This is a genomic window from Sulfitobacter sp. G21635-S1, from assembly GCF_027213915.1.
Lineage (GTDB): Bacteria > Pseudomonadota > Alphaproteobacteria > Rhodobacterales > Rhodobacteraceae > Sulfitobacter.
In genome coordinates this window covers 1-17,037 of sequence record NZ_JAPWGV010000009.1, presented here as the reverse complement: position 1 = coordinate 17,037, position 17,037 = coordinate 1, and the positions used below count along the sequence as shown (strand labels likewise).

The window sequence follows — 17,037 nt, the reverse complement described above, 5'->3', positions numbered from 1 at the left end:
GCCATGCAACCTAGGCCGATTGGGACCGGATGACCAGCGGGCCGCGTGGCTTTCAGCGGATCAGATCGCTGCATTCCGTCAATTCCCGCGCCAGCCGGTCACGGGCGCGGCTGCGGCGGCCCTGGTCGGGAGAGAATTCGGCATCATTGCGCAGATAGGCATGGTCGCGCCAGGCATGAAACTTGGCGTTCCGGGCAACGGCGGGCGGCATGCCATAGTCGATGGCGGCGGGCATCACGGCTTCGGTCAGCGCGTCGAATGTGTCGCTGTCCCGGTCTTGGTCCGGTTGTCTGCCCCAGAATGTCTCCTGCGCGGCGTAGCGACCGGCGCAGGCGGCAAAGAGCGTCGCCCGTTCGGAAGGGGAGGTCGGCAGCGCCCGGGCCGGGCCGCTCAGGGCCAGGCAGGCAAGGGCAATCCGAATCGCGCATGAACTGATCATGTAACAAGTTTATGACGGATTTCCCGAATTGCGCGTCGTGGCGGCGATTTTTTTGGATTTGACCCTGCAATGATGCCGGGGTGCCGCAACCCCTGGCATCTGCAGGCAGCGGGGCCCGCGCGGCGGGGTCGGCGTTTTGCGATGTTCCGGGCAGGCCTGTCGCGGGGTTGTCGGGATCGGCGGTTTTCCGCATCTGTTAACCTCTGGTTGTATCTCCTTGATTTCAGGTTCGTTTGCCTGGGTGACCTGCGTCAGACCCCGGTTTGCATGGGCTGAAACCTGCCGGTTCCCGAAAAATTGACCGGAACCGAACCACCGGTTTGCGAATTGGCTGGTCAGAACGGCGGGACCGGCGCTGCACGCTGCACAGTCAGCCCGTCTGCAACCAAGTGAGGAGAAAAACCATGACCAATTTGAAGCAACATGCGAGTACTCTGGCGCTGATCGCGACACTGACTGCGACCCCCGCCATTCTTGCCGCCCAGACCGCAACCGCGCCTGCCGACGATGCTGCAACCGCGAGCGAGCAGCCGCTGACACAGGACAATGCGGAAGCCCCGGCGGAGGAGACAACCGATACCGCCGATTCAGCGGTGCCTGCTGACGACGCGGCCTCTGATACTGCCGAAGTACCTGCCGATGACACGGCCACCGACACTGCCGAAGCACCTGCCGATGATGCGATGCAGTCCGATGGGACCGACACCGCCGAGGTGCCTGCGGATGACGGCCTGGCCGGCGATCCGAACCAGACCGCCGAGGTCGCACCCGAAGAGACCGCGAAACCTGTCGAAGGCCAGATCCACATGCAGGGTGAGAACACCATCCTTGCAGATGACCTGATGGGGTCAAATGTGTATTCGGCCAGCGGTGAAAGCATCGGCGAGATCGACGACCTGATCGTGAACCTCGACGGTTCCGTTGAAGGTGCCGTGATCGGTGTCGGCGGCTTCCTGGGGATCGGTGAGAAATGGGTTGCCGTGAAACTGGACAGCCTGTCCGCCCAGCAGGACGAGAATGGCAATGTCACGCTGACCAGCTCTGCCACCAAGGCTGATCTCGAAGCGGCAGAACCTTTCGTCACCGCGCGGGACATGGCCGCCGCCCAGCGGTCGGTTGAATCCATGCCTGCCGAAGGCGAGGTCCAGTCCCAGCCGCTGGAATGATAGCGCCGGGCGACACATCGCCCCGCTGCTGAACAAGGCCACCGTCGCATCCGCGGCGGTGGTTTTGCAGTTGAGAGGGGCGGTGGTCTGACAGCGGGCCGCGTTTCAGCCTCTGGTCAGGATGTCGCCTGACCAAGAAGCTGCATCCCCTTGTCGACCAGCGCCCTGGCAAAGGGCTGATCCAGCGGCAGATGCCCGACAAGCAGACGGTAGAAGATCGGGGCATAGATCATGTCGAGGATGACTTCGGTGCTCTCCGGCGCGGCAATCTGACCTTCCCTGACGGCCTCGGCGATCAGGCCACGCCCGACCTCGCGCCCCGACAGGATCACACGGTTTCGGAAGGCGCGGGTCATTTCGCTGTCCCGGTCCGCCGCGGCAAGCGCAAGGCCGATCTGACGGCCCCGTGTGGTCGCAAAGGCGGCCACGATCGCCATGATCTGATGCTCCAGCCGGTCGGACAGGCTGCCCGCCGTTTGCAGGCTCACCTTCGGCTGGCTCTCCATCAGGGCGGCCATCGCCAATTCGCTGGCGTTTGCCCAGTTCCGGTAGATCGTCGGCTTTCCGACACCCGACCGCAGGGCCACGGCATCAATGGTCAATCGCCCGAAACCCTCTTGCATGAGGATATCGACGGCAGCGGCCAGCGCCTTGGCTCTGGCGGCCTTGCTGGGCGGGCGGCCGCGCGGATTTTGTTTTTCTTGACTCATTTCTTTACGAAACGTAACGTAAATAATCTATCATGACAAGCCAAGGATTCCAAAGATGTCCCATACCATCGTCCCCTACCTTGTTGCCAAAGGTGCAAATGATGCCATCCAGTTCTATGCAAAGGCGTTTGGCGCCGTGGAAGACTTCCGCATGACCGATCCCGGCGACGGCAGGATTGGCCATGCCGAATTGGTCATCGGCGAGTCGCGCATCATGCTGAGCGATGAATATCCCGATTTCGGCGCCGTCAGCCCCGACACGCTGGGCGGGACCGCCGTGACCTTCCACCTTGCCACCACCTCCGTCGACGGGGATGTGGCGCAGGCCGTGGCGGCCGGGGCGACCCTGCTGCGCGCACCGGCGGATCAATCCTTTGGCGAACGCACAGCGACGCTGCTGGACCCGTTTGGTCACCGGTGGATGTTGTCGCAAACCATCGAGGCGGTTTCGCCCGAAGAGATGCAGAAGCGCTGGGAAGAGGAAACCTCTGCATGATCCTGCATGTTCAATGCGTGCCCGGGGCTGCAAAACCGCAGGTGCGTGGCACGATGCGCCGCACGGTCTGACCGGTGGATGCTGGCCCGATCGCAGGCGCGACCGGGCCTGCAATCACTCAGGCGGTGCGGGGGCCTGCCGGGATCAGCCCAGGCTGACGCTTGCGGCGCTTTCCGGCAGTTCCTCGTCAAACAGGCGCTGATAGAATTCGGCCACTGTCTGACGCTCCAGCTCATCGCATTTGTTGAGGAAGGACAGGCGGAAGGCATAGCCGATGTTGCGGAAGATCGTGGCGTTCTGGGCCCATGCGATCACGGTACGCGGCGACATCACGGTGGAGAGTTCCCCGTTCATGAAGGCAGTGCGGGTCAGATCGGCAACGGTGACCATCTGGCGCACGGTCTTGCGCCCCTCTGCATTGTTGTAATGCGGGTTCTTCGACAGAACGATTGCGGTTTCCGCGTCGATGGACAGATAGTTCAGCGTGGCCACCAGCGACCAGCGGTCCATCTGACCCTGGTTGATCTGCTGGGTGCCGTGGTACAGCCCGGTGGTGTCGCCCAGACCAACGGTGTTGGCGGTGGCGAAGATGCGGAAATAGGGGTGCGGTTCGATCACCTGGTTCTGGTCCAGCAGCGTCAGCTTGCCGTCCACCTCCAGCACCCGCTGGATCACGAACATCACATCCGCGCGGCCCGCGTCATATTCGTCAAAGACGATGGCAGTGGGGTTGCGCAGCGCCCAGGGCAGGATGCCTTCCTGAAAGTCGGTGACCTGCTTGCCATCGCGCAGCTTGATCGCATCCTTGCCGATCAGGTCGATCCGGCTGATGTGGCTGTCGAGGTTCACGCGTACCGCAGGCCAGTTCAGCCGCGACGCGACCTGTTCGATATGCGTCGATTTGCCGGTGCCGTGATACCCCTGGATCATCACCCGGCGGTTGTGGCTGAAGCCTGCCAGGATTGCCAGTGTGGTGTCGGGATCGAACTTGTAGGTGCTGTCCAGTTCCGGCACCCGTTCTGTCCGGGCGGCGAAACCTTTGACAACCATGTCCGTGTCGATGCCGAAAACCTCGCGGACGCTGATGTCTTCGGTGGGTTTGGTGTTGATGTCCAGCGCGCCGTCAGCCATTTGTCCTCGTCCTTTTCGGTCTTCGCCCCGATTGGGGAAATATCAGCCCGCCTCTGGTGCAACATATCCTGAGTACGTGCAAGGGTTGGGCTGTGGGTTTGTTGCGTCACATGAGCCTAACTGGCGCAGATCGCGTCAATGGCAACCTGCGCGCAGCCGCAGGCGGCCTTGACGGGCCGGTCCGCGCGCGCCTCTGCAAGGTCGAGGCGCAGTTTGACATGCGGCGCCTCATCCGTCTTGCCGTTGGCGATCAGGCAATCGTACAGCCCGCGCAGGGCCCAGACGTTGTCAGGATGCACGCAGGCGCGGGGCAGGCCGGGGACCAGCCCCAGATCCTGGCGAAACACCTGCTCTGCCTCCACGGTGTGACCCTGTTCGAACAGCAGCGCCCCCAGCGCATGGCGCGTCGGCTGCATCCAGCCCCAGGGTTCGTCGTAAGGCAGTGCATCGTCCAGTGACACGGCACGCCGCAGATGGGCAAAGGCCAGGTCATGGTCGCCCTTGCGATAGGCCAGTTCCCCTTCAAGCATGGCGGCCGCGACCTCCAGCAAGTCGACGCCGCGCACATTGTGCAACAGGCGGCTTTCGGGCACGCGTGCCTTGACCGCAAGGAAGGTATCAAGCTGCGCATCCGCTTCCTCGATATGCCCCAGCGCGGAATAGGCCAGCCCCCTGGCGTATTCGATGAAGGCGGTGCACATGATGTAGGTTTCGGTATCCTCGGGCAGCTCCAGCTTGAGGATATCCTCCCACATGCCAAAGCGGATCAGCACATGTGGCTCCATCCCCAGGATGGTTTCAAAGAAATCCGCCATCGGTGGCGATTTGATCTGCAGCAAGGCATCCGGCGTCGTCTCGCGCATGCCCCGGACGGCACGCATCGCCGGTTCGAACTGACCCAGATAGAGCGCCCCGCTGATGACAAAGTGGTAATTGTGCTGCCGGTAGCCGGTGTAGATGTTGAACGCGCCTTCGGCCTCGTAATATTTCAGGTCCGCCTCGATGGCGCGCTCGTTCCAGCGCACCACGTTCTCGTAAGCACCGCAAAGCACGTCGATATGCGTGGGCATATGCACCAGATGGCCGGCATCAGGCACCAGCCTGCGCAAGACGTCAGAGGCTTTCAGCGCCTTTTCGGGATAGGGCGACATCTCCATCAGATGCACGTAAAGATGCAGGATGCCGGGGTGGGTCATGCCGCCGGGCAGGGCCATCTGGGTTTCCAGAACCGCCTGCGCCTCCAGCGTTTCGGCACCCGGGGCCACGTCACCCTCTGCGATGTCCCACATGGCCCAGGGCGTCAGGTTCATCAGCGCATCGACAAAGACGGTCGCGATGTCCGGATCGGTCGGATGGGCCTGATGAACGGCCCGCATGGCATCGGCAAAGGCGCGGTCCCAGGGGGCCATATCCTCCACCGGGTCGCGTTGCGGATAACGGGCGCTCAGCGCCCGGATCAATGCCGCTTCGACCGGGCTGGCATTGTCGATCACGGCGCGCGCGGCCCGGGTCGCATCAAAGGCTTCGGCCAGAGCTTCCGCCCGGCCTTTGCTGTCGAACAGGACCCAGGGCATGTTGTAATTCGGCCCGGCGGCATAGGCGTGGCCCCAATGGGCCATGGCGCAGGCCGGATCGGCGGCGGCGGCCCTGGTAAAGCAGGCAATCGCCTCCTTGTGGTTGAAACCATAGGTCCAGTTGAGCCCCCGGTCGAACCAGCGTTGCGCATCGGCAGAGCCTGTAGTGACGGCCCGTGTGTATTGGCCCAGATCGTAGGGATAGCGCATCGCGATGCTCCTTTTTTCGTACCCGAACATGCCAAGACGGGCCGGCCTTGCCCAGAACATTCCGCAGAGCTGCACGAAAGATGCGCAACCGGAGGGCAATATCTGCACCAGGCGGGGCTATTCCGGTTCAGGCAAGACAGGAGAATGCATCATGACAACATTGACACTACAACAGCGCTTTGCCGTGGCGACCGCGATTGGCGCGGCAGGCGGCGGCGTCGCATTGGCGATGATCGGGCAGGGGAATTTCGGCTATGGTGACGCCGGTTTCCTGCGGGTGGCCACCGCCGGGGCGTTTCTGGCAGGGCTGCTGGTGGCTGGCGGTTTTGGCGGGCAGGGGGTTCCGGGACTGCTGCGCGCGCTGCTCAGCTTTCTTGGGGCCACCGTGCTGGGGGCGGTGATCGCGGTGTTGCTGATGCCGTTCGATTCGCTTTGGCGACAGGTCTTGCCGCTGGAAATCCTGCGGGACTGGGTGGCAGGCAGCCTTGTCGGACCACTTCATGTGCTGGAGGTTCTGGCAGATGATCTGCTGGTCCTTGTGGTCTGGGCAGGCGGGGTTGCGGCCAGCCGGGCCGCCCACCTGATTTCCCGGACGTAAGGTGCGGGGGACCCGTAGCTTACCTGTTGGTGCGTCGGGTGCAGCCATGCTGCACCCTGGCCCGGTCAGTCCTTGAAGCTGCGGCTGCCCTTGATCTGGTCCCAGGCCCACATGACCTGCTGCAGCTGGTCCTCCTGCGACCGGTCGCCGCCGTTCATGTCGGGGTGCAGCACCTTGATCAGCAGCTTGTAGGCCTTGCGGATCTCGGGCTTGGTCATCGTGTCCTTGACCTCCAGGATCTCGACCGCGCGGCGTTCGGTGGGGGGCAGCCTGCGCCCCGCCTGGCCACCGCGACCGGGGTTCTGGGTGGCGTTCTTGCCCAGCACCTGATGCGGATCCTCGATGCCCAGCCGCGCCCATGCACGCGCCTCCGGATCGCCCAGCGGCTTGGTCTTGCGTTCCCAGACCTTGTCCTCGGACAGCTGCGCGTTCATCTCCGCCTCGGTGGTGCCGTCAAAGAAGTTCCACTTGAGGTTGTATTCGCGGACGTGCTGCTGGCAGAACCAGAAGTAATCGTCCAGCACGTCGGGCGCTTTCGGCGCGCGGTATTTCCCGGCCTCTTCGCAGCCCTCATGATCACAGATCCGGGTCGATGTTTCAGACGCGCCGGACATGCCGCGCCGGCCGCGCGGGTTTTTCTTTTTCGAAGACGACACGGACATGTCGAATCCGAAGGGATCTGGTTTGGACATAGCGATTGACCTTTTCGACTCGAAGAGAGGAGTTTAGACTTTCCGCGAAGAGATTGAAGGGGCTTGACAGGAAAATGACGGTAAAAATGTCGAAGACGGAAGAGATCAGATCGGCATTGCAAACCGCGTTCGATCCGCGTGAGCTGGAAGTGGTGGACGACAGCGAGAGCCACCGCGGGCATGGCGGCTATCGCGAGGGCGGGGAAACGCATTACAACCTGCGCATCCGGTCGGCGGCTTTCAAGGGGCAGTCGCGCATCGCGCGGCATCGTGCCGTTCACGCCGCGCTTGGCCCCGACCTGATCGGGCGCATCCACGCGCTGGCGCTTGATCTGGACGTTTAAGGCACCCGACCTTTAACCAGAATTATCCTGTGACACGACTGTCCCGGGAGCGCCGCAGGCGCGGCAGGGTATGCGGGCCTCAGTCCAAGGTCGGGCGCTTTAGGAGTGCCGTCTAGGACGCTGAATCAGAAGGCTTCCTTGCCGCTGCCAGCTTCTCAAGCGAGGCGCTTAGCCCACGCACATCACTGGTGTCCTCGACGCCATTGTCCCAGGGCTGATCATCGGATGACGCCTGTGCGGCGCCGGGGGTCTGCACCGGCGCGGGGGCTTGTTGCGCTGCGGTTCCGGCCGGGGTTATTGCGGCCACAGCCGCCGGTTTTTCCGCCAGTTGCCCGGGCGCATCATCTTTCGCCGGGGCGGGCAGAAGCTCGGGGGAGAAGGCCTCCGCATCATTGTTGCGCAGACGGCGGAAGACCAGCACGTTGCGCCATTCGGTGGTGGTGGAGGTGAGGCCGGCGCGTTCGACCGAGGGCAGCGTTTCTGCCCGCTGATATTCCCAGCCTTCGCCCGCAAGCTCGTTCATAAGCTCTTGCAACCCATAGGAAAACCGGGCCTCAGCCCCCTTCACACCTTTGCCCTTGCGCCCCTTGGAGGGGGCGGGGACGACTTTGTACTCGTAACGGGGCATGGGCATCCTTCGACGGGGGTTTCGGAGGGGTTCTTAACCGATTGGAAAGGGTCACACAACGTGCACGGGCTGTACACCGAAAGCACACCGCAGCGCCGGGATTATTCCGGTGGCAGGGCAGCGATGTCGGCAAGGATGCGCTAATACAGGTCACACAAGTGGCAACAAGTTTGCCGATTTCCCGAATTATGGTTGTCGATCACCCCAAATCGGCGCGAGCGGTTGCAAGTACAAGGCTGGGCCAAACCCCACCCTACCGCTTCAGCCCGATGCGGCGGCCGACGCGGGCTTCGGGGGGCAGCGCGCCCTGGCGGGCCTTGAAGGCCTCCAGCGCGTCCCTGATGTTCTGCGGCATCGGGGCGACGCGCGGGCCGGATTGGTCGACATGCAGGGTCAGCCCTTCGGCCGTGGCGGCAAGCCAGCCGTCCTCGTGGTACAATTCCTGATAGGAATGAAAGCGTTTCTCATCGAAATCAATCAGATGGAAGGCGGCGTTCACGCGGTCTCCCTCATGCAATTCACGCAGGTAGCAGATGTGGAATTCCGCCACATAGGTGGTGCAGCCGGTCTTTTGATAGTCGGGACCAAAGCCCAGCTGGCCATAGACCTCATCCACCGCCTGGTCGAACAGCACGGAGTAATAGGCCATGTTGAGATGGCCGTTGAAGTCGATCCATTCCGGTTTGACGGTCATCAAGCTGGATCGCAAAGGGGCGTTCATGGGGGCTTCTCCGGCGGCTATTTGCGTTGGTGGCGATGCGGGCAAGGGGCGCGAACGGGCATCTTTCAGATGCCCTGCCTCGCGCTGATCGTGTCGTCCAAGCGGGCGCTACGCGCCCAGCTTGGCCGCCACGATCTGGTTTACCGCCTTGGGGTTCGCCTTGCCGCCGGTCGCCTTCATCACCTGGCCCACGAACCAGCCTGCCAGCTTGGGGTTCTCGCGCGCCTTGGCGACCTGGTCGGGGTTGGCGGCGATGATCTCGTCCACCGCGGCCTCGATGGCGCCGGTGTCGGTGACCTGTTTCATGCCTTCGGTTTCGACTATCTCGGCGGGGTCGCGGCCGGTGGTGTAGCAGATTTCGAAGACATCCTTGGCGATCTTGCCGCTGATCGCGTCGGAGGCGATGAGATCGACGATGGCACCAAGCTGGCCGGGGCTGACCGGGCTGTCGGTGATGTCGCTGTCGTCTTTCTTGAGCCGTCCGAAGAGTTCATTGATGACCCAGTTCGCGGCCATCTTGCCGTCGCGGCCCTGTGCCGTCGCTTCGAAATAGCCCGCCGAGTCGAGATCGGCGGTCAGCACGGAGGCGTCATAATCGCTGAGGCCGAAGTCGGCGATGAAGCGGGCCTTCTTGGCGTCGGGCAGTTCGGGCAGGCGGGCGGCGATGTCATCGACCCAGCCCTGTTCGATCTCCAGCGGCAGCAGGTCGGGATCGGGGAAATAGCGGTAGTCATGCGCTTCTTCCTTGGAGCGCTGGGTGCGGGTCTCGCCCTTGACCGGATCGAAGCCGCGGGTTTCCTGATCGACGGTGCCGCCCGCTTCGAGGATGGCGATCTGGCGCCGCGCCTCGACCTCGATCGCCTGCTGGATGAAGCGGGTGGAGTTCATGTTCTTGATCTCGCACCTTGTGCCGAGATGGCCAAAATCGCCGGTCTCGCGGTAGCGTTCGTAATCGCCGGGGCGGCAGACCGAGACGTTGACGTCGGCGCGCAGATTGCCGTTCTGCATGTCGCCGTCGCAGGTGCCGAGGTAGCGCATGATCTGGCGCAGTTTCAGGATATAGGCGGCGGCCTCTTCCGGGCCTCGGATGTCAGGGCGGGAGACGATCTCCATCAGGCAGACGCCAGCGCGGTTCAGGTCGACAAAGGAGCTGTCGGGGTCCATGTCGTGGATGGATTTGCCCGCGTCCTGTTCCATGTGGATGCGTTCGACGCGGACCAGCCGCGCGGTGCCGTCGCCCATTTCCACCAGCACTTCGCCTTCGCCGACGATGGGTTCGTAAAGCTGGCTGATCTGGTAGCCGGCCGGCTGGTCGGGGTAGAAATAGTTCTTGCGGTCGAAGGCCGATTTCAGGTTGATCTGCGCCTTCAGGCCCAGACCGGTGCGGACCGCCTGTTCGATGCAATATTCGTTGATCACGGGCAGCATGCCGGGCATGGCGGCATCCACGAAGGCGACGTTGCTGTTGGGTTCAGACCCGAAGAGGGTGGAGGCGCCCGAGAACAGCTTGGCGTTGGAGGAGACCTGGGCGTGCACTTCCATCCCGATGACCAGTTCCCAATCCTCCTTGGCCCCCGCGATGCGTTTGGGTTTCGGGGTTTCATAGGTCAGGTCAAGCATGGCGCACCTTGGTCTGGGATAAACGGGTTATCCGGGTCATAGGATAGCGCGCGATGTGTCGCAAGGGCCTGCTGCGGGCCGTGTCAGGCGGGGATGGTCTGCGGGCCGGTGTCGGTAAAGACGATGCGGTGGCCCTGGGCGATCTCGCGGCTGAACAGGGAGGTGATGATGCGCATCGCGTCTTCGCGGCCAGAGGCGGCAAAACGGGCGGGTGAGCGGACCCGCAGGTTGTTGTCGAAACCCTGCGCCGCATGGGCCCAGATCATCGGGTGCAGCTCTGTCAGGTGGTCGCGCACGATGTCATGGGCGCATTCCGCGATCTGGATGCGGTTCTGGTCGGCATGATCGTTGCCCGAAAAGGCCTGACCCACGGAATTGGCGCAATAGGCGGCCAGCAGGTTGGCGGTATAGGCATTGGGGCGGCGCTTGAGGATGTCGTGCAGCCCTTCGATGAAGAAACCCACATCGAGGTTGGCGCAGGCCTGGTCATCGCAGGCGATGGCATCGAACTGGACCCAGGTATAGCCACCCGCACCCCAGATCTTTTCGGTCCGTGACGCCGTGCGGCGCGCTTCCAGTTCAAGCCCGGAGTAGGAGCCGAACCAGCGCGGCAGCATGTGGTTGCCGAGCGCCCGCATGGATCGGGGGTTGGCCGGGTTCAGGTCGATCAGCGCTTCATAGTGGTTGGCAATGCGGTGTTCGTTCTGCGAGGCATTGGCCAGCAGGGCGCAGTTTGTCGCCGCCAGCAGGGGCGAGTCGTAGTCCTTGCCCGGGTAGGCGGCCACGATATCCCGGGCCCGGTCGAAATGCGCGGCAAAGGCGTCGCGGTTGCGTTCGGGAATTTCCGCATCCCAGCCGGTGCCGCGCCAGGCCCAGCCGATGTCCATATGCGCCTGGGCAACAATTGCGCCGACGATATGGTCGCGGGGGCGTTCGGCCAGGACATGTTCCAGCGCCTCGATCCCGGCCAGCAGCGGCGCACCCTTGGCCGGTTTCCCGTCGAGCAGCGCATGTTCCGCCGCCATGATCACATCGGCGCGCGCGCCATAGGCCAGCAGTTCGGCCACCGGCATGAAACCCGGTGTCAGCTCGCGTTTCTCGTCGGATTGATAGATCAGTTCCGAAAGCGCGTCCCAGTCCTCCTGCCGGACCATGCGCTGGCCGATGTTGAGGTAATGGTCGCGAATCTTTTCCTCTGCCGTGGGATCGGGGCAGGCAATGCTCAGCATGGCGGTGGGCGTGCCAGCGGCGGCACGCGGGCGGCGGCGCAGAATGGTGGTTCGCAGCGGCAAGACCTGCTCCGGTTCCGGGCGCTGACGCAGCCGGTTTTCCAGCGGGCGGATGTGTTTGGTCAGAAGGGAGCGCAGCGTTTTCATTCTGGGAGTATCCGGCAGATTTCTCGATTGCAGTGAGCTTGCCTTTGCAATCGGGCTGAAACATGGCTGACGTGCGAAGATATCAGGGAAATAATACATCCATAGGGTGTATTTTCCACATCAGCGTCTCAAACTTTAACGATTGTTCCGGGCCTCACACCGATCAGACCGAAAGGCGGTCATTGTTGCGTTTTATCGCTGCTTGTTTGCGGTCTACTTGCCAGCTTGAAAATGGCGGCACATAGTGCGCGTCATGAAATTTATCGGGTTGACCATCGGGCTCGTCATGATGTCAGAGCCGCTCTGGGCCGAGGCGCGTTCGCCGCTCCGGACCCAGCCGCGCGCGATTCCCGTCGAACAATCACAGGTTGACGGCATGGCGCTTGAACCGGTGGAGGCATCTGCTGTCCCGCAGCTTCCGGCCCGGGCGCAGGCTGCTCCGCTTGAACTGCCGGAAGAGGCTGCGCTTCCCGGTGCGCCCGTTCTGGTTGTGCCGGGTCCGCCGCTCATCCGCCCGAAGGCACGCGCGCCGAACCTGCCGCGCACCCGCTGGCAGCATATGGCGGGCAATGCGCTGTGGACCCGAACCGCGCTTGCCGCACTCAAGGCGCATGGCAAGCCGCTGGTGGACATGGTGCCGGGCGACATCGAAACCTGGTGCCCGGCCTACCCAAAGGCGGACGACCGCAGGCGGCGGGCCTTCTGGGTGGGGTTTCTGTCGGCCCTGGCCAAGCACGAAAGCACCTACAAACCCTGGGCCGTGGGCGGCGGCGGGCGCTGGTACGGGCTGTTGCAGATCCTGCCGGGCACCGCACGGGGGTACAAATGTAACGTAGGGGATGGCGCGGCGCTGAAAAGCGGTGCGGCAAATCTCAGCTGTGCCGTGCGGATCATGGCCCATACCGTGCCGCGTGACGGGGTGATATCCGGCCCGCGCGGCAACAAGGGGGTCGGCGCGGACTGGGGGCCGATGCGCTCTGCCGCCAAGCGGCGCGAGATGGCGGGCTGGCTGCGGCAGCAGGCCTATTGCAAGCCGATCAACGCGACCCGGCCCCGCGCACGCCCCTGAGCCGCCGGCAGGAAATTATTGCAAAAGCTGGAAGTGGAACCGTTTCACGGTGACACCCTGTGCGGTCAGCGCCTCTTCGAACGCCTGATGGGGCGGGGTGGCTTCAAAGGGCATCCTGATCTTGCGGCCATTCGGCAGGACGATGCTGGCGCGCACGGAAAAGTCGAGCCGTGTGTCCAGCCGGATGTGGTCAACTTCGCTGAGGGCAATCAGCGCGTCGCGCGGGCCGGTGAACCAGCGCAGATGGGTTGCGTTCAGCTCGATGCCCGCCAGCGGATTGCGGATCAGGTCCCAGAGTGTCGGCAGGGTAAAGACGGCGAGGATCGCCACCACCATCGGTGCGGCCTCAAGGACGATCAGCAGGCAGAGCAGCGCGGCCCAGACCAGGGCCAGGATTGCCATGCCGCGCAGGCTGCGGCCCGCGCGGCGGTAGCTGAAGACGGGGTCGGTCAGGACCTCGGTCACGGGGCCTATCTGCCGCCCGACACATCAAGGGTGGAGCCGGTGACATAGCTTGCCTCGTCCGACAGCAGCCACAGGGCGGCCTGGGCGACTTCCTCTGCCGTGCCCGCGCGGCGCATGGGCACATTGCCCGACAGGCGCGTGGCCCGGTCGGGGCTGCCGCCCTTGGCGTGAATGCCGGTTTCGATCAGCCCGGGGCGCAGCGACATGACGCGGATGCCCTCGGCTGCGACCTCATCCGACAGGCCCTTGGTAAAGGTGTCGATCGCGGCCTTGGAGGCAGCATAATCCACGTATTCATTGGCAGAGCCCAGCCGGGCCGCCGCCGAAGAGATATTGACGATGGCGCCGCCGTCGCCCTGTGCCTGCATCCGTCTGACGGCAGCGCCGGCGATCAGGATCGCGCCGATCACGTTGATGTCGAACATCCGCCGCAGGCGGTCATGGGTCAGGGCGGTCACCGGCGAGGGGTGGTCGACGATGCCTGCATTGTTGATCAGCGCGTCAAGCTGGCCGAACTCGGCGTCGATCTGGGCGAACATGTCCTCGATGGCATCGGGGTCGGCCACATCGGCGGGGCAGAGCAGGGCATGCGCGCCTGCCTTGGCCACATCGCTGGCAACCACATGGGCGCTGTCATGGTCTGACCGGTAATTCAGCACCAGGTCATAGCCCCGTGTTGCCGCCAGCCGCGCGCAGGCCGCGCCGATCCCGGTGGAGGCCCCGGTGATCAGGCAGACCGGCCGGGTCATGTCGCGCCCCGGATGCGGGTCAGCATCTCGGTCGTGTCGCGGCTGAGGTCTGGCGTGGCCAGCATCCGGTCCAGCTCGGCGGCGATGAGGCTTTGCCGGTCCGTGTCATAACGTTTCCAGGTCTGGAAGGCGGAGCACATGCGCGCGGTGGTCTGCGGGTTCTTCGGGTCCAGCCGGATCAGCCAGTCGACCAGCAGCCGATAGGCCTTGCCCGAGCCGTGGTGAAACCCGGCGTGATGCATGGCCAGCGCGCCAAAGACCGCGCGGAAGCGGTTCGGGTTCTGCCAGTTGAAATCCGGGTGGCGGGTCAGGTTCTCCGCGACATCGGCGGCGTCCCGGGGCTCTGCCTGCTGCACCTGCAGGCCGAACCATTTGTCCATCACCAGACGGTCGTCCTTCCATTGCGCCTCGAAGTCGGCAAGCGCCTTTTCCCCCTTGCCGATGTGCAGCAGGGCGGCGAGGGCTGCCAGCTGGTTGGTCATATTGTCCGCCGCATCATATTGCGCCTGTGCGGCCCGGCCCCCGTCGCGGCGGGTGATCAGGGAAAGCATGGCATTGGCAAGGCTGCGTTTGCCGGCCTGTTCGGCACCGGGATCATAGGGGGCGGTGACAAGGTTGGCGGCGTGGATCTGCTGCGCGGCATCGCCCAGGGCATCGGCCATTGCATCGCGCATCCGCTCGACACCGGCATGGATGTTCTCTGGCATCGGGGTGCCGCCCTCGCCGTGGATCAGCGCGGCCAGTTCGGATTGCGTGGGCAGGCCCAGCATCAGCGCGCGATAGGCGGGGTCGAGTGCGGTGTCGCTGAGCACCGTGGTGATGGCCGCCAGATAGGCGGGATCGGCATCCGCCCCGTCGTGGATCATCGGCATCAGCGCCTTGCGGGCCAGCATCCGCGCGGCTTCCCAGCGGTTGAAGGGATCCGTGTCATGGCTCAGCAGATGGGCGCGGTCGGCATCGCTGAGATCATGCTCCAGCATCACCGGCGCGGAAAAGCCGCGCAGGATCGAGGGGACCGGGCGCGCCGCCAGCCCGTCGAAGCTGAAGCTCTGCGTGGCTTCGGACATTTCAAGGATGCGGGTTTCGCCCACTTCGCTCCCGTCCGGGCCGATCAGACCGGCGGCGATGGGGATGACCTGCGGTTTCGGATCGGGGGAGGCCGCGCTGGGCTTGGTATCCTGCCGGAAGGTCAGCGTGAGGGTGCTGCCGTCCCAGTCTTCGGTGACCGTCAGGCGCGGGGTGCCGGCCTGAGAATACCAGCGCTTGAACTGCGCGAGGTTCCGGCCGGTGGTATCCTCGAAGACCTTCAGCCAATCCTCGATCGTGCAGGCCTGACCGTCATGGCGTTCAAAATAGAGATCCAGCGCCTTGGCATAGGCCTCATCACCGACCAGGGTTTTGAGCATGCGGATGACCTCGGCGCCTTTTTCATAGACGGTGGCGGTGTAGAAGTTGTTGATTTCCTGAAAGCTTTCGGGCCGCACCGGATGGGCAAGCGGGCCCTGATCCTCGGGGAACTGGCGCGCGCGCAGGTCGATCACATCGTGGATGCGTTTCACCGGGGCGGAACGCATGTCAGAGGTGAACTGACTGTCGCGGAACACCGTCAGCCCCTCCTTGAGGCAGAGCTGGAACCAGTCGCGGCAGGTGATCCGGTTGCCGGTCCAGTTGTGGAAATATTCATGGGCGATGATCGCCTCGATCCGCTCGAAATTCATGTCGGTTGAGGTTTCGGGGCTGGCCAGCACGGCGGAGGAGTTGAAGATGTTCAGCCCCTTGTTCTCCATCGCGCCCATGTTGAAATCATCCACCGCGACGATGTTGAACAGGTCAAGGTCGTATGCGCGGCCATAGACCTCTTCGTCCCATTTCATCGAGGCCTTCAGCGCCTGCATCCCGAAGGCGCATTTGCCCTCGTCGCCGGGGCGCACGTAAAGGTTCAGCGCCACCTCGCGGCCGGTCATGGTGGTGAAATGATCGGAATGCGCCACGAGATCACCGGCAACCAGGGCAAAGAGATACGCAGGCTTGGGCCAGGGATCGTGCCATTCGGCGCTGTGCTGCGCGGTGCTGACCGGGTTGCCATTGCTCAGCAGCACCGGGTGGGGGCCGTTGATGGTGACGGTAAAGACGCTCATCACATCCGGGCGGTCGGGATAATAGGTGATCTTGCGAAAACCCTCGGCCTCGCATTGGGTGCAATACATGCCGTTCGACATGTAAAGCCCCTCCAGCGCGGTGTTGTTCGCGGGGTCGATCTCGACCTCCGATTCCCACAGGAACGGGCCGTCGGGGGTATCGCAGGTCAGCCCGTCTTCTGACAGATCCGGGGTGACATCCCTGCCGTCGATGCGGGCAGAGATCAGCGACAGGTTTTCACCGTGCAGAAAGAACCGCCTGTCGGTCGCCTCGGGGTTGGGGCGGAAGGCGATCCTGCTTTTGACGCGGGTCTTGTGCGGATCAAGATCAAAGTCCAGCGCAACACTGTCGACCACAAAACCAAAAGGTGTGTAGTCGGACAGATAGATCGTCTTGGGGGCCGCGTCGCGCATGGAAGTACCTCTTTTTGCCGGAACGGTTCGGTTGGGCTGCACGTTATGACCATGAGACCTGCCCTGCAACGGGGCGAATGGAACGAAAGTCAAACAACACGGAGGACACCCTGATGTCTGCACCCGACACAAACATCGACAAGCAGGAACAACGTCACAAGCCCGCATTGCTGGGGATCAAGGGGGCCATGGTCTTTGGTGTGCTGATGGTCCTGATCGTCTTTTTCCTGGCCGTGATGGGCGGCGGCGATGATCAGCTGCCCGCGATTGAAACGGGCAGCACGGTAAACGGCACCGATGACGCCGTGGCCCCGGTGGCAGGCGGCTCCGACTAGGACCGCGCCCGGACGGATCAGCGTGGCGGCACCCGTTTCCGGTGCCGCCATGAGGCTGCTGAAAAAGCGCGTTCCTGCACCCGCTCCCCCCGAAACAACGAAATCGTTCTTCCACGACGCCAGCCACAAGCCTTGGCCCGGGTGTCAGCCCGGGCCGCGCCC

At 63.6% G+C, this 17,037-nt stretch carries 18 protein-coding genes; 6 read left to right on the top strand and 12 right to left on the bottom strand.

Annotated features, from left to right (window positions below):
- Positions 1-52: 52 nt before the first annotated feature.
- Positions 53-439, bottom strand: a complete 387-nt coding sequence (locus O4H53_RS10675) for a hypothetical protein (RefSeq protein WP_269363665.1) — start codon at positions 437-439, stop codon at positions 53-55.
- A gap of 404 nt (positions 440-843) precedes the next feature.
- Between O4H53_RS10675 and O4H53_RS10670 the strand changes: the two genes are divergently transcribed.
- Complete coding sequence (locus O4H53_RS10670; protein ID WP_269363663.1) at positions 844-1,605, top strand: PRC-barrel domain-containing protein; 762 nt, start codon at positions 844-846, stop codon at positions 1,603-1,605.
- A gap of 116 nt (positions 1,606-1,721) precedes the next feature.
- On the opposite strand, the gene O4H53_RS10665 is transcribed toward O4H53_RS10670, so the two are convergent.
- Positions 1,722-2,315 (bottom strand): TetR/AcrR family transcriptional regulator, encoded by a 594-nt coding sequence (locus O4H53_RS10665; protein ID WP_269363662.1) that lies wholly within the window; start codon positions 2,313-2,315, stop codon positions 1,722-1,724.
- A 55-nt stretch (positions 2,316-2,370) separates the two neighbouring features.
- Between O4H53_RS10665 and O4H53_RS10660 the strand changes: the two genes are divergently transcribed.
- On the top strand, positions 2,371-2,811 hold the full coding sequence (locus tag O4H53_RS10660; RefSeq protein WP_269363660.1) for a VOC family protein: 441 nt from the start codon (positions 2,371-2,373) through the stop codon (positions 2,809-2,811).
- A gap of 144 nt (positions 2,812-2,955) precedes the next feature.
- On the opposite strand, the gene cobS is transcribed toward O4H53_RS10660, so the two are convergent.
- Positions 2,956-3,942 carry a cobaltochelatase subunit CobS gene (gene cobS, locus O4H53_RS10655; RefSeq protein WP_269363659.1) on the bottom strand — a complete coding sequence of 329 codons (987 nt, stop codon included), beginning with the start codon at positions 3,940-3,942 and terminating at the stop codon, positions 2,956-2,958.
- A gap of 116 nt (positions 3,943-4,058) precedes the next feature.
- Positions 4,059-5,726 (bottom strand): hypothetical protein, encoded by a 1,668-nt coding sequence (locus O4H53_RS10650; protein WP_269363657.1) that lies wholly within the window; start codon positions 5,724-5,726, stop codon positions 4,059-4,061.
- Between the two features lie 151 nt (positions 5,727-5,877).
- Here O4H53_RS10650 and O4H53_RS10645 point away from each other — a divergent pair, with 151 nt between their 5' ends.
- Entirely contained in the window at positions 5,878-6,324 is a 447-nt protein-coding gene (locus tag O4H53_RS10645) for a hypothetical protein (RefSeq protein ID WP_269363656.1), read from the top strand.
- A 65-nt stretch (positions 6,325-6,389) separates the two neighbouring features.
- Here O4H53_RS10645 and O4H53_RS10640 read toward each other — a convergent pair whose 3' ends face one another.
- Complete coding sequence (locus O4H53_RS10640) at positions 6,390-7,016, bottom strand: J domain-containing protein (RefSeq protein ID WP_067287897.1); 627 nt, start codon at positions 7,014-7,016, stop codon at positions 6,390-6,392.
- An 86-nt stretch (positions 7,017-7,102) separates the two neighbouring features.
- Between O4H53_RS10640 and O4H53_RS10635 the strand changes: the two genes are divergently transcribed.
- On the top strand, positions 7,103-7,360 hold the full coding sequence (locus O4H53_RS10635) for a BolA family protein (RefSeq protein WP_269363654.1): 258 nt from the start codon (positions 7,103-7,105) through the stop codon (positions 7,358-7,360).
- 112 nt (positions 7,361-7,472) lie between these two features.
- Here the strand turns inward: O4H53_RS10635 and O4H53_RS10630 are convergent, their stop codons facing one another.
- From O4H53_RS10630 to O4H53_RS10615, 4 genes are all read right to left on the bottom strand, one after another.
- Positions 7,473-7,988, bottom strand: a complete 516-nt coding sequence (locus O4H53_RS10630) for a DUF4177 domain-containing protein (protein WP_269363652.1) — start codon at positions 7,986-7,988, stop codon at positions 7,473-7,475.
- A gap of 253 nt (positions 7,989-8,241) precedes the next feature.
- Positions 8,242-8,709, bottom strand: a complete 468-nt coding sequence (locus tag O4H53_RS10625) for a thioesterase family protein (protein ID WP_443069601.1) — start codon at positions 8,707-8,709, stop codon at positions 8,242-8,244.
- Positions 8,710-8,817: 108 nt separating this feature from the next.
- The gene (gene gatB, locus O4H53_RS10620; RefSeq protein ID WP_269363648.1) at positions 8,818-10,329 is read right to left on the bottom strand and encodes an Asp-tRNA(Asn)/Glu-tRNA(Gln) amidotransferase subunit GatB; all 1,512 of its coding nucleotides are present in this window, start codon (positions 10,327-10,329) and stop codon (positions 8,818-8,820) included.
- A gap of 83 nt (positions 10,330-10,412) precedes the next feature.
- Complete coding sequence (locus O4H53_RS10615; RefSeq protein ID WP_269363646.1) at positions 10,413-11,705, bottom strand: hypothetical protein; 1,293 nt, start codon at positions 11,703-11,705, stop codon at positions 10,413-10,415.
- A gap of 253 nt (positions 11,706-11,958) precedes the next feature.
- On the opposite strand from O4H53_RS10615, the gene O4H53_RS10610 reads away from it, so the two are divergent.
- Entirely contained in the window at positions 11,959-12,774 is an 816-nt protein-coding gene (locus O4H53_RS10610; protein ID WP_269363644.1) for a transglycosylase SLT domain-containing protein, read from the top strand.
- Between the two features lie 15 nt (positions 12,775-12,789).
- On the opposite strand, the gene O4H53_RS10605 is transcribed toward O4H53_RS10610, so the two are convergent.
- From O4H53_RS10605 to pepN, 3 genes are read right to left on the bottom strand one after another with little or no spacing between them, the layout of a single operon-like run.
- Positions 12,790-13,239 carry a hypothetical protein gene (locus tag O4H53_RS10605; RefSeq protein WP_269363642.1) on the bottom strand — a complete coding sequence of 150 codons (450 nt, stop codon included), beginning with the start codon at positions 13,237-13,239 and terminating at the stop codon, positions 12,790-12,792.
- Between the two features lie 5 nt (positions 13,240-13,244).
- Entirely contained in the window at positions 13,245-13,988 is a 744-nt protein-coding gene (locus O4H53_RS10600; RefSeq protein WP_269363641.1) for an SDR family oxidoreductase, read from the bottom strand.
- Positions 13,985-16,540, bottom strand: coding sequence for an aminopeptidase N (gene pepN, locus O4H53_RS10595; RefSeq protein WP_269363639.1), 2,556 nt, complete (start codon positions 16,538-16,540; stop codon positions 13,985-13,987). The genes O4H53_RS10600 and pepN overlap by 4 nt, the downstream gene beginning before the upstream one ends.
- Positions 16,541-16,653: 113 nt before the next feature.
- Between pepN and O4H53_RS10590 the strand changes: the two genes are divergently transcribed.
- Positions 16,654-16,875, top strand: coding sequence for a hypothetical protein (locus O4H53_RS10590; protein ID WP_269363637.1), 222 nt, complete (start codon positions 16,654-16,656; stop codon positions 16,873-16,875).
- Positions 16,876-17,037: the final 162 nt, after the last annotated feature.